The 15,955-nt window shown below is 63.4% G+C and carries 17 protein-coding genes; 8 read left to right on the forward strand and 9 right to left on the reverse strand.

Annotated features, from left to right (window positions below; all coding sequences use genetic code 11):
• Positions 1-314: 314 nt before the first annotated feature.
• The 4 genes from M0D68_RS05185 (at position 315) to M0D68_RS05200 (ending at position 4,977) form a co-directional block, all read left to right on the forward strand.
• The gene (locus tag M0D68_RS05185) at positions 315-929 is read left to right on the forward strand and encodes a sugar dehydrogenase complex small subunit (RefSeq protein WP_266223918.1); all 615 of its coding nucleotides are present in this window, start codon (positions 315-317) and stop codon (positions 927-929) included.
• 112 nt (positions 930-1,041) lie between these two features.
• Positions 1,042-2,643, forward strand: a complete 1,602-nt coding sequence (locus M0D68_RS05190; protein ID WP_211705660.1) for a GMC family oxidoreductase — start codon at positions 1,042-1,044, stop codon at positions 2,641-2,643.
• Positions 2,644-2,663: 20 nt separating this feature from the next.
• Complete coding sequence (locus M0D68_RS05195; RefSeq protein ID WP_266223919.1) at positions 2,664-4,091, forward strand: cytochrome c; 1,428 nt, start codon at positions 2,664-2,666, stop codon at positions 4,089-4,091.
• A 148-nt stretch (positions 4,092-4,239) separates the two neighbouring features.
• A complete protein-coding gene (locus M0D68_RS05200; RefSeq protein ID WP_167378394.1) occupies positions 4,240-4,977 on the forward strand; it encodes a metallophosphoesterase in 738 nt (245 codons plus the stop codon).
• A 21-nt stretch (positions 4,978-4,998) separates the two neighbouring features.
• On the opposite strand, the gene M0D68_RS05205 is transcribed toward M0D68_RS05200, so the two are convergent.
• On the reverse strand, positions 4,999-5,700 hold the full coding sequence (locus tag M0D68_RS05205; RefSeq protein ID WP_093634968.1) for an RES family NAD+ phosphorylase: 702 nt from the start codon (positions 5,698-5,700) through the stop codon (positions 4,999-5,001).
• Positions 5,697-6,134, reverse strand: a complete 438-nt coding sequence (locus M0D68_RS05210; protein ID WP_054034811.1) for an MbcA/ParS/Xre antitoxin family protein — start codon at positions 6,132-6,134, stop codon at positions 5,697-5,699. Before M0D68_RS05210 ends, M0D68_RS05205 begins: the two co-directional genes overlap by 4 nt.
• Positions 6,135-6,246: 112 nt before the next feature.
• On the opposite strand from M0D68_RS05210, the gene M0D68_RS05215 reads away from it, so the two are divergent.
• A complete protein-coding gene (locus tag M0D68_RS05215) occupies positions 6,247-6,855 on the forward strand; it encodes a hypothetical protein (protein WP_200617397.1) in 609 nt (202 codons plus the stop codon).
• A 28-nt stretch (positions 6,856-6,883) separates the two neighbouring features.
• Here M0D68_RS05215 and M0D68_RS05220 read toward each other — a convergent pair whose 3' ends face one another.
• Both M0D68_RS05220 and M0D68_RS05225 read right to left on the reverse strand, forming a co-directional pair.
• A complete protein-coding gene (locus M0D68_RS05220; protein ID WP_093634970.1) occupies positions 6,884-7,807 on the reverse strand; it encodes an HTH-type transcriptional regulator ArgP in 924 nt (307 codons plus the stop codon).
• Positions 7,808-7,896: 89 nt separating this feature from the next.
• Complete coding sequence (locus tag M0D68_RS05225; RefSeq protein WP_266223920.1) at positions 7,897-8,748, reverse strand: LysR substrate-binding domain-containing protein; 852 nt, start codon at positions 8,746-8,748, stop codon at positions 7,897-7,899.
• Positions 8,749-8,848: 100 nt separating this feature from the next.
• On the opposite strand from M0D68_RS05225, the gene M0D68_RS05230 reads away from it, so the two are divergent.
• Entirely contained in the window at positions 8,849-9,232 is a 384-nt protein-coding gene (locus M0D68_RS05230; RefSeq protein ID WP_200617393.1) for a tautomerase family protein, read from the forward strand.
• A gap of 176 nt (positions 9,233-9,408) precedes the next feature.
• Here the strand turns inward: M0D68_RS05230 and M0D68_RS05235 are convergent, their stop codons facing one another.
• Positions 9,409-10,203: an SDR family NAD(P)-dependent oxidoreductase gene (locus M0D68_RS05235; RefSeq protein WP_266223921.1), complete on the reverse strand. Its 795-nt coding sequence runs from the start codon at positions 10,201-10,203 to the stop codon at positions 9,409-9,411.
• A 206-nt stretch (positions 10,204-10,409) separates the two neighbouring features.
• Here M0D68_RS05235 and M0D68_RS05240 point away from each other — a divergent pair, with 206 nt between their 5' ends.
• The gene (locus M0D68_RS05240; RefSeq protein ID WP_211705656.1) at positions 10,410-11,246 is read left to right on the forward strand and encodes a TOBE domain-containing protein; all 837 of its coding nucleotides are present in this window, start codon (positions 10,410-10,412) and stop codon (positions 11,244-11,246) included.
• Between the two features lie 19 nt (positions 11,247-11,265).
• Here the strand turns inward: M0D68_RS05240 and M0D68_RS05245 are convergent, their stop codons facing one another.
• From M0D68_RS05245 to M0D68_RS05260, 4 genes are all read right to left on the reverse strand, one after another.
• On the reverse strand, positions 11,266-11,967 hold the full coding sequence (locus M0D68_RS05245) for a sulfate/molybdate ABC transporter ATP-binding protein (protein ID WP_211699769.1): 702 nt from the start codon (positions 11,965-11,967) through the stop codon (positions 11,266-11,268).
• 1 nt (position 11,968) lies between these two features.
• The gene (gene modB / locus M0D68_RS05250) at positions 11,969-12,643 is read right to left on the reverse strand and encodes a molybdate ABC transporter permease subunit (RefSeq protein WP_211705655.1); all 675 of its coding nucleotides are present in this window, start codon (positions 12,641-12,643) and stop codon (positions 11,969-11,971) included.
• A gap of 18 nt (positions 12,644-12,661) precedes the next feature.
• Complete coding sequence (gene modA / locus M0D68_RS05255) at positions 12,662-13,435, reverse strand: molybdate ABC transporter substrate-binding protein (protein WP_154557921.1); 774 nt, start codon at positions 13,433-13,435, stop codon at positions 12,662-12,664.
• Positions 13,436-13,596: 161 nt separating this feature from the next.
• Positions 13,597-14,298 (reverse strand): phosphatase PAP2 family protein, encoded by a 702-nt coding sequence (locus M0D68_RS05260; RefSeq protein ID WP_093634978.1) that lies wholly within the window; start codon positions 14,296-14,298, stop codon positions 13,597-13,599.
• Between the two features lie 356 nt (positions 14,299-14,654).
• On the opposite strand from M0D68_RS05260, the gene M0D68_RS05265 reads away from it, so the two are divergent.
• Entirely contained in the window at positions 14,655-15,851 is a 1,197-nt protein-coding gene (locus M0D68_RS05265) for a PHB depolymerase family esterase (protein ID WP_266223922.1), read from the forward strand.
• Positions 15,852-15,955 lie beyond the last annotated feature (104 nt).

A 15,955-nucleotide genomic window follows, 5' to 3' on the forward strand; every position in this document is an offset into this window, starting at 1 on the left:
ACCATTTGTCGAATGAGGGAATCACAGGCTATAGTCTTTCGCAACAGCCTTGCGCGCCGCTTTCAGTTGAAAGGCGATTGGCAGGCGGCGGGTTTTTCGCCGTGCGTGCCGCGCAGTCAGGCTGTTTTCACAAGGCTGTCATTGGTACAACGTAATGCGGCTCGCATCGTCATCATGCAGCCACACAAGACCGCTTAAGCGGCGCCAGACCAGGTTTGGGGTAGAGAAATCGACACAGCGCGCCAACGGCATCACGCCACGGTGGCGTTGTCTGTTGAGAACAACTCACGATCAACTCACCATCTGGAGCCCCCATGACAGATGTTCCTGAGAATAAAGATGCGCGCCATGGCGTGACGCATCTGGCCAGGTTTCCGTCGTCAACATCATCTTCACTGCATGCATCGTTTTCGGCCTCGCGCAGAGCCTGGGTGCTAGGCGCATGCGCGACGGCCGCGGCGCTCGCGTTTGCCGGGGCAGGCTGCTCGCTCTCATGGATCGCGCCGGCGTTCGCTGACACTGCACCCGCCGGCGGCGGACTCGATGCCTTCCTTGCGCTCTCGCAGCGTCTCACCGGTCACACGGGCTTCGACGCCGTGCTCGGCAAACGCGTCTACGACGCTCTCGTTAAATCAGACGGCCAGTTCTACCAGAACGTCGCCGCGCTCAACACGTGGCTGCAAGGCCATGGCGGCGTGCCGTCCGATACCGTCACGCAGGCCTTGCAGGTCGACCAGCCGGCGCTCGCGAAATCCGTGAGCGCGATCATGCGCGCGTGGTATCTCGGTCTCGTGGGCGACATGCCGCATGTGGACGTGGTCGCTTATGAAAAAGCGCTGATGTTCGAGCCAGTCAAGGACGTGCTGACGATCCCATCCTATTGCCGCGACGTGCCGTTCTACTGGACGCAGAAGCCGGTGAGCGCCTGAACGATGTTCCTCTCACGCGTGCTGTGTCGTCACATGGCCTGATTGAGCCGTTCGACGAAATGCCGCACGCGAGGTCAGCAAGCAAAGATAAGCCAGAAGGGAAAGGGCAACAATGGCAAACTCAAATTCCGCCGACATCGTCGTAGTCGGTTCGGGCGTGGCAGGTGGGCTGGTCGCGCATCAAATGGCGCTGGCCGGCGCGTCGGTGATTCTGCTCGAAGCCGGGCCGCGTATTCCGCGCTGGCAGATCGTCGAAAACTTCCGCAATTCGCCGGCCAAGTCCGACTTCGCGACGCCCTATCCCTCCACGCCTTACGCGCCGCATCCCGAGTACGCGCCCGCCAACAATTATCTGATCCAGAAAGGCGACTATCCGTATAACTCGCAGTATGTGCGGCTGGTCGGCGGCACGACGTGGCACTGGGCGGCCGCTGCGTGGCGGCTGTTGCCGTCGGACTTCCAGTTGCACAAGCTGTATGGCGTGGGACGTGATTGGCCTTATCCGTATGAAACGCTGGAGCCGTGGTATGGCGCGGCTGAAGTGCAATTGGGCGTTTCCGGACCGGACAGCACGATCGATCTCGGTTCCCCGCGCTCCAGGCCCTACCCGATGAGCGCGTTGCCGCTCTCGTACATGGATCAGCGCTTTAGCGACGTTCTCAATGGACAGGGCTTCAAGGTGGTGCCCGAACCGGTCGCGCGTAACAGCCGTCCATACGATGCGCGGCCGACCTGCTGCGGCAACAACAACTGCATGCCGATCTGCCCGATCGCCGCGATGTACAACGGTGTGGTACACGCGGAGAAGGCCGAACAGGCCGGCGCGAAGCTGATTGCCGAGGCGGTTGTGTACCGCGTCGAAGCAGACAACAAAGGGCTCATCACGGCCGTCCACTACAAGGACGCGAACGGCAACAGCACACGCGTGACCGGCAAGCTGTTCGTGCTCGCCGCCAATGGCATCGAAACACCCAAGCTGATGCTGATGTCGACCTCCGACAAATTCCCGCACGGCGTTGGCAATAGCTCCGACCAGGTGGGCCGCAACCTGATGGATCATCCGGGTACGGGCGTCACCTTCCTTGCCAACGAACCCCTATGGCCCGGACGCGGGCCGATGGAGATGACCTCGATCGTCAATTTCCGCGACGGCGCGTTCCGCTCCGATTACGCGGCGAAAAAACTGCATCTGTCGAATGGCGTGCCGACCATGAGCGTGACCGCCGATCTGCTGAAGAAAGGCCTCACCGGCGCCGAGCTCGACCGCCAGATTCGCGACCGCGCCGCGCGCACGCTGAACATCAACAGTTTTCACGAGCATCTGGCGGAGCCCCAGAACCGCGTGGTGCCCTCGGCGGATCATAAGGATGCGCTCGGCATTCCGCAGCCCGAGATCTACTACTCGATCAACGATTACGTGAAGAAGAGCGCGGCGAACACGCATGAACTGTATGCACAGATCGCCACCCTGTTCGGCGGCGCCGAGGTCTCGTTCGACGATACGTTCGCGCCGAACAATCACATCATGGGTACCACCATCATGGGCAGCGATCCGGGCGATTCGGTTGTCGACGCGGACTGCCGCACACACGATCACTCGAATCTGTTCATCGCCAGCAGCGGCGTGATGCCGACTGCCGCCTCCGTGAATTGCACGCTGACGATCGCCGCCTTGTCGCTGAAACTGGCAGACAAGCTCAAGCGTGAAATCTGAGCCCTGAACGGAGAGCCACAATGACGAAGAACACCTCTCGCGTGCAGCCGGCCGATGCGCTAGTTCAGCGTGCGCGTCGTCGGCACTTCCGGGTGGCGACGCTGGCGGCCGTCTTTTCGCTGTTTGCGCTGTATGTCGCCTGGCACGAAGCGCATGGGCCGATCGCACGACATAACGACGAGCTGCCGATCACGCAGGCCCACGCGGACGACGCCGCGCAACCGGACAATGCGGCGGCCACACCGACGGCGGCGACCAGCAGCGATCTCGTGAAACGCGGTGAATACCTTGCGCGCGCCGGCGATTGCGTTGCCTGCCACACGGCTGACAAAGCACGCCCATTCGCGGGCGGCCTGCCGATCAACACACCGTTCGGCACGATCGTGACGCCGAACATCACGCCCGACCCGGATACCGGCATCGGCCAATGGAGCGACGCCGATTTTCTGCGCGCGATGCATGAAGGCGTCGGCAAGGGCGGCGAACGGCTCTATCCGGCCTTCCCGTACGCGGAGTACACCAAGGTCACCGATCAGGATGCGTTGGCGATTCGCGCGTATCTGAACACGCTCACGCCGATCCACTACGCGCCGCCGAGCAACAGCCTGAAATTCCCGTTCAACCAGCGCTGGCTGATGGTGTTCTGGAATCTGTTCAATTTCGACGAAGGCCGCTTCGTGCCCGATCCTAAGCAAAGCGCCGAATGGAATCGTGGTGCGTATCTGGTACAGGGTCTTGCGCATTGCGAGGAATGCCACACGCCACGCAATTTCACGCAGGGTTTGAAGACGAGTTCGCGCCTCTCCGGCGCGGTGCAGGCCGGCTGGCATGCGTACAACATCACGTCGGACAAGACCAGCGGCGTGGGCAACTGGAGCGATGACGAACTGGCGGCGTATCTGTCGACCGGCGCAGCGCCGGGTCGCGCCAATGCCGCGGGCCCCATGGCCGAGGTGGTGACCGACAGTACGCAGTATCTGACACACGAGGACATCCGCTCGATCGTCACCTATCTGCGCTCGGTGCCGCCAATCAACGGCGGCGAATCGCGTCCGCGCGACCAGTGGGGCAATCCCGCCGTCGACGACGTTACCGCGTTGCGCGGCGCCAAGATCAATGCTGTAAATGGCGCGCAACTGTTCATCGCCAATTGCGCGACGTGCCATAACTGGACCGGTCAGGGTGTCGGCGCCAGCGCGCCGGGCGCGTATCCGTCGCTGATTCACAACTCGGCAGTCGGCGCGAGCGATGCCAATAATCTGGCTATGGTGATTCTGCACGGCGTCAGTCGTACGACGAAACAGGCTGACGTATTGATGCCCGCGTTCGGCACCGAGCTTACCGACGACCAGGTGGCGGCTATCACCAATTACGTGACCAAACAGTTCGGCAATCCGCAGTCCACGGTGACGGTGGATCAGGTCGCCAAACTGCGCACCCAGCAATAATGAGTGCGCGAACGGCGCGTTTCCCGGTAAGTCCTGCCGGAGACGCACCGTTCTTGCGTTGTTTCTACGTCATTCGAGCGATGCGGGACGTCAGGATAAGATAGGGAACGCGCATACGCACTTGCGGATGCCGCACTATCATGAGCGAATGGATTCCGTACTCGTCAACACCGTTCAGCATCATCCGGCCAATCGGAGCGGCCGCGACTTTGTCGTGGGCGATTTGCATGGCTGTGTCGATGCGCTGCGCTATCTGCTGCGCGACATCGCGTTCGATCCGGCGCGTGACCGGCTATTTTCGGTCGGCGATCTGGTAGACCGCGGTCAACATTCCGAGGAGGCTTTGGCCCTGCTCGACAAGCCGTGGTTTCACGCGGTGCTCGGCAATCATGAAGACACCTTGTGCGGCGTCGCCGATGGGCGCTTGCGGCGCCAGTGGTGGTACGGAATCGGCGGGATATGGGCGGCAAGTTTGTCCGACGAACGTTTGCAGCACTACGCCGAACGTCTGCGGACGCTGCCGCTCGTACGCGTGGTCGGCAGCGGTAAGGAGCGCTTCAATATTTTGCATGCCGAATTCTTCGGCACGGACGCCGAACTCGACGCCGGGAATTTTTCCGCCGAAACGCGCCAGCAATTGCTGTGGGGGCGGGATCTGGCCTTGGGCAATGGCGATCCGCTGCGCCAGCATGGGCTTTCGCTGACCTATTGCGGTCATACGCCGATGCGCGACATCCAGCAGATCGGCTCGCAGATTTTCATCGACACCGGCGCATTTGGGCCCGGCGGCAAGCTGACCATCGTGGAGCCGCAGGCGTTGCGGCGCTGGTCGATCTCGGTGGAGGCGGCGCGGGAGAGCGGGGCGGCGGCGCTGGCCTTGCCCTGATTGTTTCGAGTCTCCTGGCTCCTAGCCTACTTGGTTGAGCTCGAACACCATATCGATGCTCGTGCCATTCCAGTTGTATTCCAGATACGCCGCATGATGGCAGTCGCGTAGCAGCGTGGTTCTGAACGCGGCGAGGCACTCGCCCTCGTCATCCCGCACCGATGGATACACGATGCCCGGCGCACCACCCTCGCGCACGGCACGGCCTAGCGATTGCCCGGCGACATAGTCGTCGGGCGACAGCACCGCGAGATCGAGCGATGCATCTCCGCGGATGTCGACCACGTTGCCTTGCGCCACGACGGTGTAGAGCCGCATCTGCTGCCGCATGGGGGGCTCGGCGGTCGCCTCCAGAAATTTCCCCGTGTGGTAGCGCGTCTCCGCGATCGCAGTGGCACGCGAACGGGCGCAATAGAACACGCCGTACGTGCCGTCCGAGAAGCGGCTGCCGAGCGGATTCAGGTGTGTCAGTGCGGCCATGATCGGCCCGTAGCCCGGACCGAAACGGCGCTCCTCGCGTGGCACGAGATCGAGTTCGCCGACTTCGGTGCGCAGGCGGTCGTTGGTCATCGCTTCGAGCGCGTAGAGGGCGTCGAAATCTTCGGGCGATGCGACCCGGTCGAACAGATTGACGGCCGGAAAGCGCGTTGGAATCACGCGATACGCGGGCGACCAGTCGAGCGGCGCGCTGCGCCAGCGGTGCTGCCAATGCGGTTCTGTCACGCCCAGCCGCCTCGCATCGCGTCGAGATACTGGCGCACGGCCACGAGATCGCTGATGTTACCGGCTAGCATGCGGTCCAGCGCGCGGCGGCCGCCGAACGGCGGCGCGCTGTTGGGGCGCTTGATCCAGGTGTCGGCGGCGCTGGGTTGCGGCAGCAGGATTTGCAGCGCCTTATAGATGCCGAGCAGCAGCGACAGGCGTTCCAGCGTGTCGCGCCCCAGACGCGCTGTGCCCGGCGCGGATTTCCATTTGAAGTAGGTGGAACGGCCTGGCGAGCCGAGCAACACGATCTGCTCCTCGGCGCTCAAATCCCAGTCTCGTGCGATGTTGAAGAACGCGCGCAGGCCTGCCGCCGACATTTCCGTGAGCGTGGGTTCCGAAACCGGCCGGCGGATGGGCGGTTCGGGCTGGGTGACGCGGGCGGCGTGAGCCATGATGGGGTGAGTCCTTATCTGTACTTGTTGTTGATATTAGTCTAAAAATGGATTTTTGCAAGAGAATATAATCCCGGCTCGTTATGAAGTCGAAGATCAGGAGAAGCAGGAGATGTGGGTTCGAGCAGTAGCAACGGCAGTTGCAGTGTGGTGTGTGTCGGGTGCGGCAATGGCCGCGGGTTATGCGGAAGTGTGGAATCCGCCCGAATCGGCCGGGCATACGGCGAAGCATGCAAAGAAAACGGCGGGTACGGCCAAGGTCAAGTCTACCGCCGGCGCGAAGGCGGGTTCGAAGCACGCGGCGAGCGGTCAACATGGGGAGCAACGGGTCGCGTCGGCGTCGAAGAGTGGTGCCAAGCCGGCAGCGCATGGCAGTGTGAAGAAGGTCGTCGCCAGGAATGCTGGCCACAGTGGCGCGGTGAAGGGCGCGGGCAAACCTAAGTCGAAGGCAGCGGTAGTGGCGCAGGGTAAGAAGCCGCACGCAAAACTCGCTCAAGCGAAGCCGGCTCAAGGCCGGATCATGCACGCCGACCTGGTTCAAGGCCATGCAGCGCATGCCAAAGTGGTCAATGTGGCGGCGAAAACCAGCGCAGCCAAACCGGCCGTGGTCCATACGAACGCGCCTGCCAAGGCCGCAAACGTAGCGGCGAGTCCCGCGGCCGCCGCGCCTGCTAATCCGGCGACCGCCAGCAGCGGTTCGTTGCCGCCGATCCTCCACTGACCTTCTGTTCTGTTCTGTTCAGTTCCGTTCAGGCGGCGCGTTTGCGTTTGGCCTTGGCGCCCGGCGGACCCAGCGCCGTGCGGCCGAGTTCGACGATGCGCGCCGAGAGCTTTTCGAGGCGTGGCGACTGGACCTTCCAGGCGTGCCAGTACAGCTCGACGTCGGTGGGCTGCTTCGGCGCAAGATCGACCAGTTCGCCGCGCTCGACGGCATCGCCGAATTCCAGTTCGGGCACCATCCCATAAGCGAGCCCACGCTGGATTGCCATGTAGCGCGGCACCGGCGCAGGCACGTAGTGGCATGGATAAGCTTCCGGCGGCAGGCCGAAGCGTGTCTCGAGAAAGCGCGCCTGCAACGCGTCTTTGCGTGAGGACAGGATGACCGGCGCGCGCCGCGCGCTTTCACGCGTCAAGCCATTTGGAAACCATCGTTCGACGAACGCCGCCGACGCCACCAGCCGGTAGCGCATCGCGCCGAGCCGTTCCGCGAAGCAGCCGCGCATTGGCGCCGGTTCGGTGGTGATGCAGCCGATTGCGAGGCCTGAGGCGAGTAGCGCGTGAGTGTGATCCTGGTCGTCGACGGTCAGATCGAGCAGCACGTTTTCCTGCAGCAGGATCTCGGAGAGCGCGGGGAAAAACCACGTGGACAGCGTATCGGCGTTGACGGCGGCTGCGACGTTCAGCAGCGCTTCGTTGGCGCCCGCGAGATCGCTGGCGAAGTCGTCTTCGAGCAGGGCGGCACGCCGTAGGTATTGCAACAGACGCTGGCCCATCTGCGTCGCGCGACAGGGCCGCGTGCGCACGATCAGCGGATTACCCAGGCGCGTTTCGAGCGCCCGCACACGCTGTGATACTGCGGACGATGTGACGTTCAGGCGCACGGCGGCCTGCTCGAAGCTGCCGGTTTCGATGACCGCGCGGACGGCGGCGGTTTGTCGGGGGTCGAGGTCCACTGATCTACTTTTAAATGAAATGGTTAGTTTTCCAGCTTAAGCGAAAGCCGGCGAACTTTATTCATGGTTCAGGGCGAGAAGTCTTTTTGTCATTGTGTTGCCAACCCATTCGTCACCAACCGCAACGTCTCCATCGACCGCGCATCCCTCACGCGCGAATGCAGCGTCACGCGTGATTCCGGCAGCGGTGGCAAGCCCAGCCGTGCGCCGACATCGACCAATCCACGCGGCGCCACTCTGCGCGCCAGCGGCGATACCGCCAGACCAGCCGCGACCGCGGCGCCGACGGCAGCCACTCCGCCACCGACGAACACTTCCTGCCACGCAAGCCCCGCCTCATTCAGCGTGTGCAGCGCGACGTCGCGCACATTGCACGGCGGACTCAACAGCGCCAGCCCCAACGGCTCGCCGACGCGCGGCAGCCATTCCGGCGTAGCGAGCCAGCCAAGCGGCTCGCTGAACAGCACCTGTGCGTCCTCACGCGGCGGCTCATCGGCACCGTAGCGAATGATCACTGCGTCGAGGCGCCGTTCATCGAATTGCGCGAGCAGCGCCGCGGACATGCCCAGATGCAATTCGACCACCAGACCCGGATCGTGCGCGTTGAGCCGCGCGAGCAAGTGCGGCAAGTTCGTTCCCGCGACGTGCTCGCTCAGCCCCAGCGTGAGCCGCCGGCGCTCCACGGACAACGAACCCAGCGCCCGCTCATGCGCGTTCAGCAGATCGCGGGCCGCGCCAAGGAAGGCGTTGCCGTCCGCGGAGAGGCGCACGACACGCGGCGTACGTTCCAATAACTGCTTGCCGAGATGCGCCTCCAGCCGTTTCAGCTTCAGGCTGACGGCCGATTGCGTGGTATTGAGCGCGTCCGCCGCCCGCGTGAAGCTGTGCAGATCGGCGACCAGCACGAAGGCGCGCACCGCATCGAGATCGAGGACTTTCATTTCAGTTGAATATGGATGAAATAGCCAAAGATGGCTGTTCATTATGACTGAGCGCGCCTAAGCTGTGTTTACCCAATCACTGCAACCAAGGAGTTTCATCATGCCGCTCACACGAATCGCATTGCGCGCTGGCAAGCCGGTGGAGTATCGGAAGGCGCTGACGGAAAGCATCCAGCGTTCGCTGGTGGAGACGTGCAATGTGCCCAAAGACGACATCTTCATGCTGATCACCGAGCATGAAGCCGGCAACTTCGTGTACGACAAGCAGTATCTGAACATCGAACGCAGCGACGATCTCGTGGTGATTCAGATCACGTTTAACAATACCCGCACGCTCGAACAAAAGAAGGCGCTGTACAAACGCATGGCGGATGAACTGGCGGAGTCGCCTGGACTGCGACGAGAGGATGTGTTCATCAATCTCGTCGAGGTGCTGAAGGAGAACTGGTCGTTCGGTAATGGGATCGCGCAGTACGCGCTTTGAATGCCCGCTGGGCAAGCGCTCAATGCGAGACGTGGGGGGGGGGGGGGGGGGGGGGGGGGGGCGGGGCGGCGGGGGGGGGGGGGGGGGCCCCCCCCCCCCGGCGGGAGCCCACCCCAACCCACCCCCCCCCCCCCCCCCGCCCGCGCCCCCCACGTCGCCAGAAAGCGCGGTGCCTGTCACGCAATCGTATCGATTACCCCGCCATCCACGCGCAGCGCCGCGCCGGTGGTCGCCGAAGCCTGCGGCGAGCAGACGTAGACGACCATGTTCGCGATTTCTTCAGTGGAGGCCGCGCGCCGGATGATCGAACTGCTGCGATGCTCGCGTACGAACTCGGTGGCAACCTGCTCGACGGTTTTGCCTTGCTGCCTGGCGGTGTCTTCCACCATCGCGCGGAAGCCGTCCGACAAGGTCGGTCCAGGCAGCACGGAATTCACTGTTACGCCGCTGCCCGCCACCTGCTTGGCAATCCCGCGCGCGATGCTCAACTGCGCGGTCTTCGAGAAGCCGTAGGCGAGCATGTCCGGCGGAATGTTCAACCCCGATTCCGATGAAATGAACACCACGCGGCCCCATTTGCGCTCGATCATCCCTTTCAGATAATGGCGCGTAAGCCGCACGCCTGACATCACGTTGACCTGGAAGTAGCGCTCCCAGTCGTCGTCTGTGGTGGTGAAGAGATCGCCGGGGCCGAACACGCCGAGGTTGTTCACCAGAATGTCTGCGTGCGGCACGGCTTTCGAGAGCGCCGCGCAACCTTCGGGCGTGCCGAGGTCGCCGGCGAAGCCGCGCAGCTTTGCTTTCGGCGCAGTCTTGAGAATCGTTTCGATGGCGCGGTCTACCGCTTCCTGTTTGCGGCCGTTGACGATGGTTTCCGCACCCGCTGCGGCGATGCCGGTCGCGATGGCGAGGCCGATGCCCGCCGTGGACGCGCTGACGATGGCGGTCTTGCCGGATAGATCGATGTTCACTGGCTTGCTCCTTGTTGACGTTGCGGCGGACTGCCCAGGCGTGCGGCTGGCCCTGCCGAAAAATGTAAGCGACGGAGTGCTCAAACCTTCAAGGTGAGTATCCCACCTATCCGCTTTCGGGGTCGAAAGCGTGCCCATCCGCCGACGGACACCTGCGTCGCTATAATGATTCGCTGTCCTTTTCTAGCCCACCTCCCCCTGCCGCCATGACATCCGACCGCATCGATCCGTCCCACGAAGCCCTCGAACTTGGCGGCTCAGTCTGGTTTAAGGCAGGCGCGCAAACGCTCGGCGGCGCGTCACGGATCGCGCTGCTCGCGGCGATCGGCGAAACCGGTTCGATCACGAGCGCGGCGAAAGCCATCGGCATGAGCTACAAAGGCGCGTGGGACGCTGTCGACACGATGAACAATCTTGCTGGCGAGCCGCTCGTCGTGCGCTCGACCGGTGGCAAAGGCGGTGGCGGCACGATACTCACGCCGCGCGCCGTGAAGCTGATCGATACGTTTCGGGCGGTCGAACGCGAGCATCGGCGTTTTCTCGAACGCGCTGGCGCGGCTATCGAAGGCTTTGCCACGGATTGGGATCTGATCGGCCGCATCGGCGTGAAAACGAGCGCGCGCAATCAGCTATATGGCACGGTGTCGGCGATCATCCGCGGGACGGTCAACGATGAGGTGTCGCTGGCGCTGCCAGGTGGCCATACGATCGTCGCCGTAGTCACGCATGAAAGTACCGAGACGCTGGGCCTCGCGGTGGGGGCGGCGGCGTTTGCGCTGATCAAGGCATCTTGGGTGGTGCTGCTCGTGGAGGATGAAAGTGGCGCGCCGCTGAAGTTGTCCGCGCGTAATCAGTTGCGCGGCACGGTGCAGAGTGTGAAGCGCGGGGCGGTCAATGCGGAGGTGTCGCTGCTATTGGACGGCGGCGCGGTGATTACCGCGGTCGTCACGAATCAAAGCGTCGATACGCTTGGGCTTGTGGAAGGCGGGACCGCGGTTGCTGTATTCAAGGCATCGAGCGTGATTCTTGGTGTGAAGGATTGAGTGAGCAGGCGCGCTGCGGTTACGGCACGCTGCGCTCGTACCCAGCAAACGGATGGTTCTCACGTACGCAACCATCGCTGACCTGCACGACCTGATCGCCGAACGCGGCGACATCGTCCGGATCGTGCGTGATCAACACCATCGGAATATCGAGCCGCGTTTGCAGGTCCGACAGTTCGCTGCGCATACGCTGACGCAGCGCGCTATCTAGCGCGGAAAACGGCTCGTCCAGCAGCAACAAGCGAGGTTCGGCGACAAGCGCCCGCGCCAGTGCCACGCGCTGCTTCTGTCCACCCGAAAGCTGCGCCGGATGATTACCGGCCACGCTCTTCAACTCGAGCGCGTCGAGCCAGTAATCGACTTGCGGGTGCGAGATTCGCGCGCGCGGATTGAGCCAACCCTGCTGCAATCCGAAGCCGATGTTCTGCCGCACGTTCAGATGTGGAAACAGCGCGTAGTCCTGAAACAGATACGCAATCTTGCGTGCCTGCGGTTTCTGATCGATGCCGCGCGCGCTGTCGAACAACGCGTTGCCGTGCAGCGTGATTGTCCCTTCGTCAGGGCGCAGCAAGCCGGCGATCGCCTGCAGCGTCAAACTCTTCCCCGCGCCGGACGGCCCGAACAGGACGACGCGCTGCGTGGTCGCCTTGAACGAGACGTCGAGCGTGAAATGGCGCTCGGCGCTCTGGAAGGTCTTGCGGATGTCGACGGCGAGCAACATATCAGCGGGACGACAGAAGCGTGTGCTGCGGCACCAGACGGCCCGCGAGCAACAGGATCACAACGCACGTCACGGAAGTCACGAGCACGAGAAAATTGGCGGTGCTGTCGTCGCCGGCCTGCACAGCTGAATAGACCGCAACCGAAAGCGTCTGCGTGCGTCCCGGCAAGTTGCCCGCGATCATCAGCGTCGCGCCGAATTCGCCGAGCGCCCGCGCAAACGCCAGCAGACCGCCTGCGAGAATGCCGCGGGCGGCGAGCGGCAGTGTCACGCGAAAGAAGACCGCCGTTTCGCTCACGCCGAGCGTGCGCGCGGCCCGCTCGAGTTGCGGATCGACGGATTCGAAGGCGGCGCGCGCGGACTTCAGCACGAGCGGAAACGCCACCACCGTCGACGCGATCACCGCGCCCTGCCAGGTGAACACCAACTGGATATCGAGCTTGTCGAGCCATCCGCCGATTACGCCGCGCCGTCCGAGCACGACCAGCAAGTAGTAGCCGAGCACGGTGGGCGGCAAAACGAGCGGCAGCATGAGCAGCGAATCGATTACGTCGCGCGCGCCCGAGCGCCAGCGCGACAAACCGAAACCGGCCGCGACACCGAACACCAGATTGAGCACGGTGGCCCAGCCCGCCACTTTCAGTGACAGCAGGAGCGGAATCCAGGCCTGTTGCATGTGCGTCCGGTACCCAGGTTAATGCGCGGGCTTGAAGCCGTACTTCGCGAGCACGGCCTGGCCGGCCGGTGAGAGCACAAAGTTCATGAAGGCTTGCGCGTCCGCCGCGTGACGGCTGCCTTCGACTTGCGCGATCGGATAGGTGATCGGCGTTTGCGTCGGCACGTTCATCGCGACCTTGACCTTATCCGGCATGACTGCGGCATCGGTGCTGAACACGAAGCCGGCGTCGACTTCACCGCGCGACACGTAGTCCAGGCTCTGACGTACGTTCGATGCCAGCACAGCCTTTGCGCTGACCGCGTCCCACACGCCGGCGGCTTGCAGCGCGCCTTGCGTATAGCGGCCAACCGGCACCGAAGCCGGATCGCCATAGGCCACACGCTTCACATTCGCCGACGTCAGATCGTTCAGCGAGGCCGGCGCGAAATGGCTGTCGGTCGGCACGATCAGCACCAGCGAATTGGCGGCAAAGTCCTTGCGCGTAGCCGGAACGATCACTTTTTCCGCCGCGGCCTTGTCCATCGCTTTCTGGTCCGCCGAGGCGAACACGTCGGCGGGCGCACCCTTGACGATCTGCTGCATCAGCACGTCGGACGCGCCGAAGTTCAACAGCACCTTGGTGCCCGGATGTTGCTGTTCGAAGACCTCGCTCACTGCTTTGAACGCGTTGGTCAGGCTGGCGGCGGCCGAAACCACCAGTTCGTCGGCACGTGCGTTGGCGCTGACGGCAACGGAGATGGCGCTGGCGATGAACAGCGCGTGTTTCACAAGGCGGCGGGACAGTGTCATGAAGGCTGGATGTCCGGCGTGGGCCGGAGCGGCGGGTTAAAACGCTATCGTAATATATGAAAGGTTATAGCGGTACCCATGACGATTATTCAGTCGCGCGCATAACGCGGCCCGGCAGGCGTTGGCTTCAGTTGCTGAACAGGAAATCGATTGAACGTGCTTCAGACGTCTGGCGAGTCCGGCGGCGTCAGCGTGTTGAGCGTCTGCGACAGCGGCGCTGTGGCGGGACGCACGTCGCGCACGGCCCTCCACTTGGCGCGGATGAACGGCCGGTCGTGGCCGGACACCTTCAGCGCGATATGCGTGACCCAGCGTTGTGTCGGCACGTGCACACCGTGCATCAGCAGCGCGAGGATCATGAGACTCGCGGCGACGGGCGCCGCCGACAGCCGGCCCGGCTCGGCATGCCACGCCATGCGCACAAAGAACAGCGCCGCCAGCGCACCGACCAGGCAGCCGGTCACGGCTTCAGATGGTGAGTGAGCGCTCAGCACGACGCGCGACAAGCCGACCGCCATGCCCGCGGCTAAGCCCAATAAGACGCCAAGCAGGCGAATCGCCGGACGCGCCGGCAGCAACATCAGGAACAATGCGACCGGATAGACGGCGGTAGAGAGCATGGCGTGACCGCTGACGCCAGTGAAATCCAGTTCGCGCACGCCGACGCCCCAACCGAGGAAGGCCAGCTTAGTCAAGGTCACAACGCCGATGGCCGCGCCAAGCAGCAGCAACCAGCCAGCCGCCATGCGCCACGTGTAGCCGACCGCCAGCCACAGCGCGATGGCGAACGCGAGCGGCAGCGTCATGCCGGCGCCGCCGAGGCTGGTGATCGAATACCACAGATGGGCTGGTAAATCGGGCATGGCAAAAGCGCGACCAAGGCCGCGTAGAATCGGGTTGGTAATGGTTTAACGCGCGAACGGCGCGAATCGCCGACGCGGTAAAGGCGTCGGCAGACATTATTTACCCGCCAGTATAGACGGGTGCTGCGGGCGGGATTCGCCACGCATCAGGCTTTTTGTGGCGGGTGTTGGCTAGCGAACAAGCTTTGCCACGGTTTGACGTTGGTGCTGCTGCAAGGTTCGCCGGGCGGAAAATTCGGTATCCGGCAGAGGCCAAGGCCGTCAGCATCGCATGAGGATTGGTGTTATTGTGCGTTGCACAACAAAGCGTCGTTCGATCGAACGGCACCTGTCCCTTTTTGCGAGGTTACCCGCCGATGGCAAAAAGTCTGTCGAAAATCTGGCTGCGCGGTCTTAAGCGGCTGCTCGCGATTCAAACCGAGCACACTCACGCAACGACCAAGCGCGCCCCCACACGGCCGGCACGCGCCGCCACTCCCAAACCTTCGGCTAAGGCCCGTCCGGTCAAGCCAGCGGCCGCGTTGCGCGCATCCGCGAAACGCGAGGCGCCGCGCGCCGCTCCGCGTGAATCACGGGTTCGTCCGCGCGCCTCGGCATGGGCGAGCGGTTCATGGACGCGCTCGTTCCATTCGGCGCCTACCGCGCCTGGGCGGCTCGTCAACCACCTTCAGTACGGGCTGTACATCCCGACCGGCCATGCGCACGAGGCGATGCCGCTGGTCGTGATGTTGCACGGCTGCACCCAGTCGATTGACGAATTCGCCGAAGGCACGCGGATGAACGTGCTCGCCGACCGGTTCGGCTTTGCCGTGGTTTATCCGGAACAGTCGAAGCATGTGCATTCGCATCGCTGCTGGCATTGGTACGACGCCAGCGACAGCGCCGGCGGTGCCGAGGCGCGTGCGGTCGTCTCGCTGGTGGATTCACTGGTTGCCCAGCACGGCTTCGACAGCGAGCGCGTCTATGTCGCCGGAATCTCTGCCGGGGCCGGCCTGACGGCGCTTCTGGCCGCTAACTACCCGGAGCATTTTGCGGCTGTCGCGCTGCATTCGGGCCCTGCTTTCGGCGAGGCCCGCTCCGGCATTACGGCGATGGACGTGATGCGGCGCGGCGCGCGGCGCGAGCCTGCCGAGCTGGTCGACGAACTCGTTAACGTGGCTGAATACCCGGGGATGCCGGCCATCATCCTCCACGGCGACACCGACCATGTGGTCGCGCCGGTCAATGCGGACCAGTTGGCGGTGCAGTTTCTCCGTCTGAACCGGATCGTCGACGAGAAAGGCGCGCGCAAATCCGGCGAAGTGAAGGAAGAGCGTAAAGGGGGCGTCGTGATGCGCGACTATCTGCGCGGCGGCCGGCGCGTGGTGCGGTTGTGCCGCGTCCAGGGGCTCGCGCACGCCTGGAGTGGTGGCGATGACGCCGTACCTTTCCATTCCGCCAAAGGTCCGGACGCAAGCGCCATGGTGTGGGATTTTTTCAGGCACCAACGTCGCACGGGCACTGGCCGCATCGCTGAAAGCACCGCCACAGAAGCTTCGGCGGGCGCGCGGTGACATTGGAGCAACACTTCGAAATGAGTATTGGCGTGTTCCTAGGGTTTTCCCTATAATACGGGTTATCCCTTAGGCGTTAACGCCTAAACTCATTGTCGAGGTTG

The organism is Paraburkholderia sp. SEWSISQ10-3 4 (assembly GCF_030464785.1).
Classification (GTDB): domain Bacteria; phylum Pseudomonadota; class Gammaproteobacteria; order Burkholderiales; family Burkholderiaceae; genus Paraburkholderia; species Paraburkholderia aspalathi.

Coding starts and splice junctions, on each gene's coding strand:
- M0D68_RS05185 (WP_266223918.1), top strand. CDS start 315: ATGACAGATGTTCCTGAGAATAAAGATGCGCGCCATGGCGTGACGCAT.
- M0D68_RS05190 (WP_211705660.1), top strand. CDS start 1,042: ATGGCAAACTCAAATTCCGCCGACATCGTCGTAGTCGGTTCGGGCGTG.
- M0D68_RS05195 (WP_266223919.1), top strand. CDS start 2,664: ATGACGAAGAACACCTCTCGCGTGCAGCCGGCCGATGCGCTAGTTCAG.
- M0D68_RS05200 (WP_167378394.1), top strand. CDS start 4,240: ATGGATTCCGTACTCGTCAACACCGTTCAGCATCATCCGGCCAATCGG.
- M0D68_RS05210 (WP_054034811.1), bottom strand. CDS start 6,134: ATGGCTCACGCCGCCCGCGTCACCCAGCCCGAACCGCCCATCCGCCGG.
- M0D68_RS05215 (WP_200617397.1), top strand. CDS start 6,247: ATGTGGGTTCGAGCAGTAGCAACGGCAGTTGCAGTGTGGTGTGTGTCG.
- M0D68_RS05225 (WP_266223920.1), bottom strand. CDS start 8,748: ATGAAAGTCCTCGATCTCGATGCGGTGCGCGCCTTCGTGCTGGTCGCC.
- M0D68_RS05230 (WP_200617393.1), top strand. CDS start 8,849: ATGCCGCTCACACGAATCGCATTGCGCGCTGGCAAGCCGGTGGAGTAT.
- M0D68_RS05240 (WP_211705656.1), top strand. CDS start 10,410: ATGACATCCGACCGCATCGATCCGTCCCACGAAGCCCTCGAACTTGGC.
- M0D68_RS05245 (WP_211699769.1), bottom strand. CDS start 11,967: ATGTTGCTCGCCGTCGACATCCGCAAGACCTTCCAGAGCGCCGAGCGC.
- modB (WP_211705655.1), bottom strand. CDS start 12,643: ATGCAACAGGCCTGGATTCCGCTCCTGCTGTCACTGAAAGTGGCGGGC.
- modA (WP_154557921.1), bottom strand. CDS start 13,435: ATGACACTGTCCCGCCGCCTTGTGAAACACGCGCTGTTCATCGCCAGC.
- M0D68_RS05260 (WP_093634978.1), bottom strand. CDS start 14,298: ATGCCCGATTTACCAGCCCATCTGTGGTATTCGATCACCAGCCTCGGC.
- M0D68_RS05265 (WP_266223922.1), top strand. CDS start 14,655: ATGGCAAAAAGTCTGTCGAAAATCTGGCTGCGCGGTCTTAAGCGGCTG.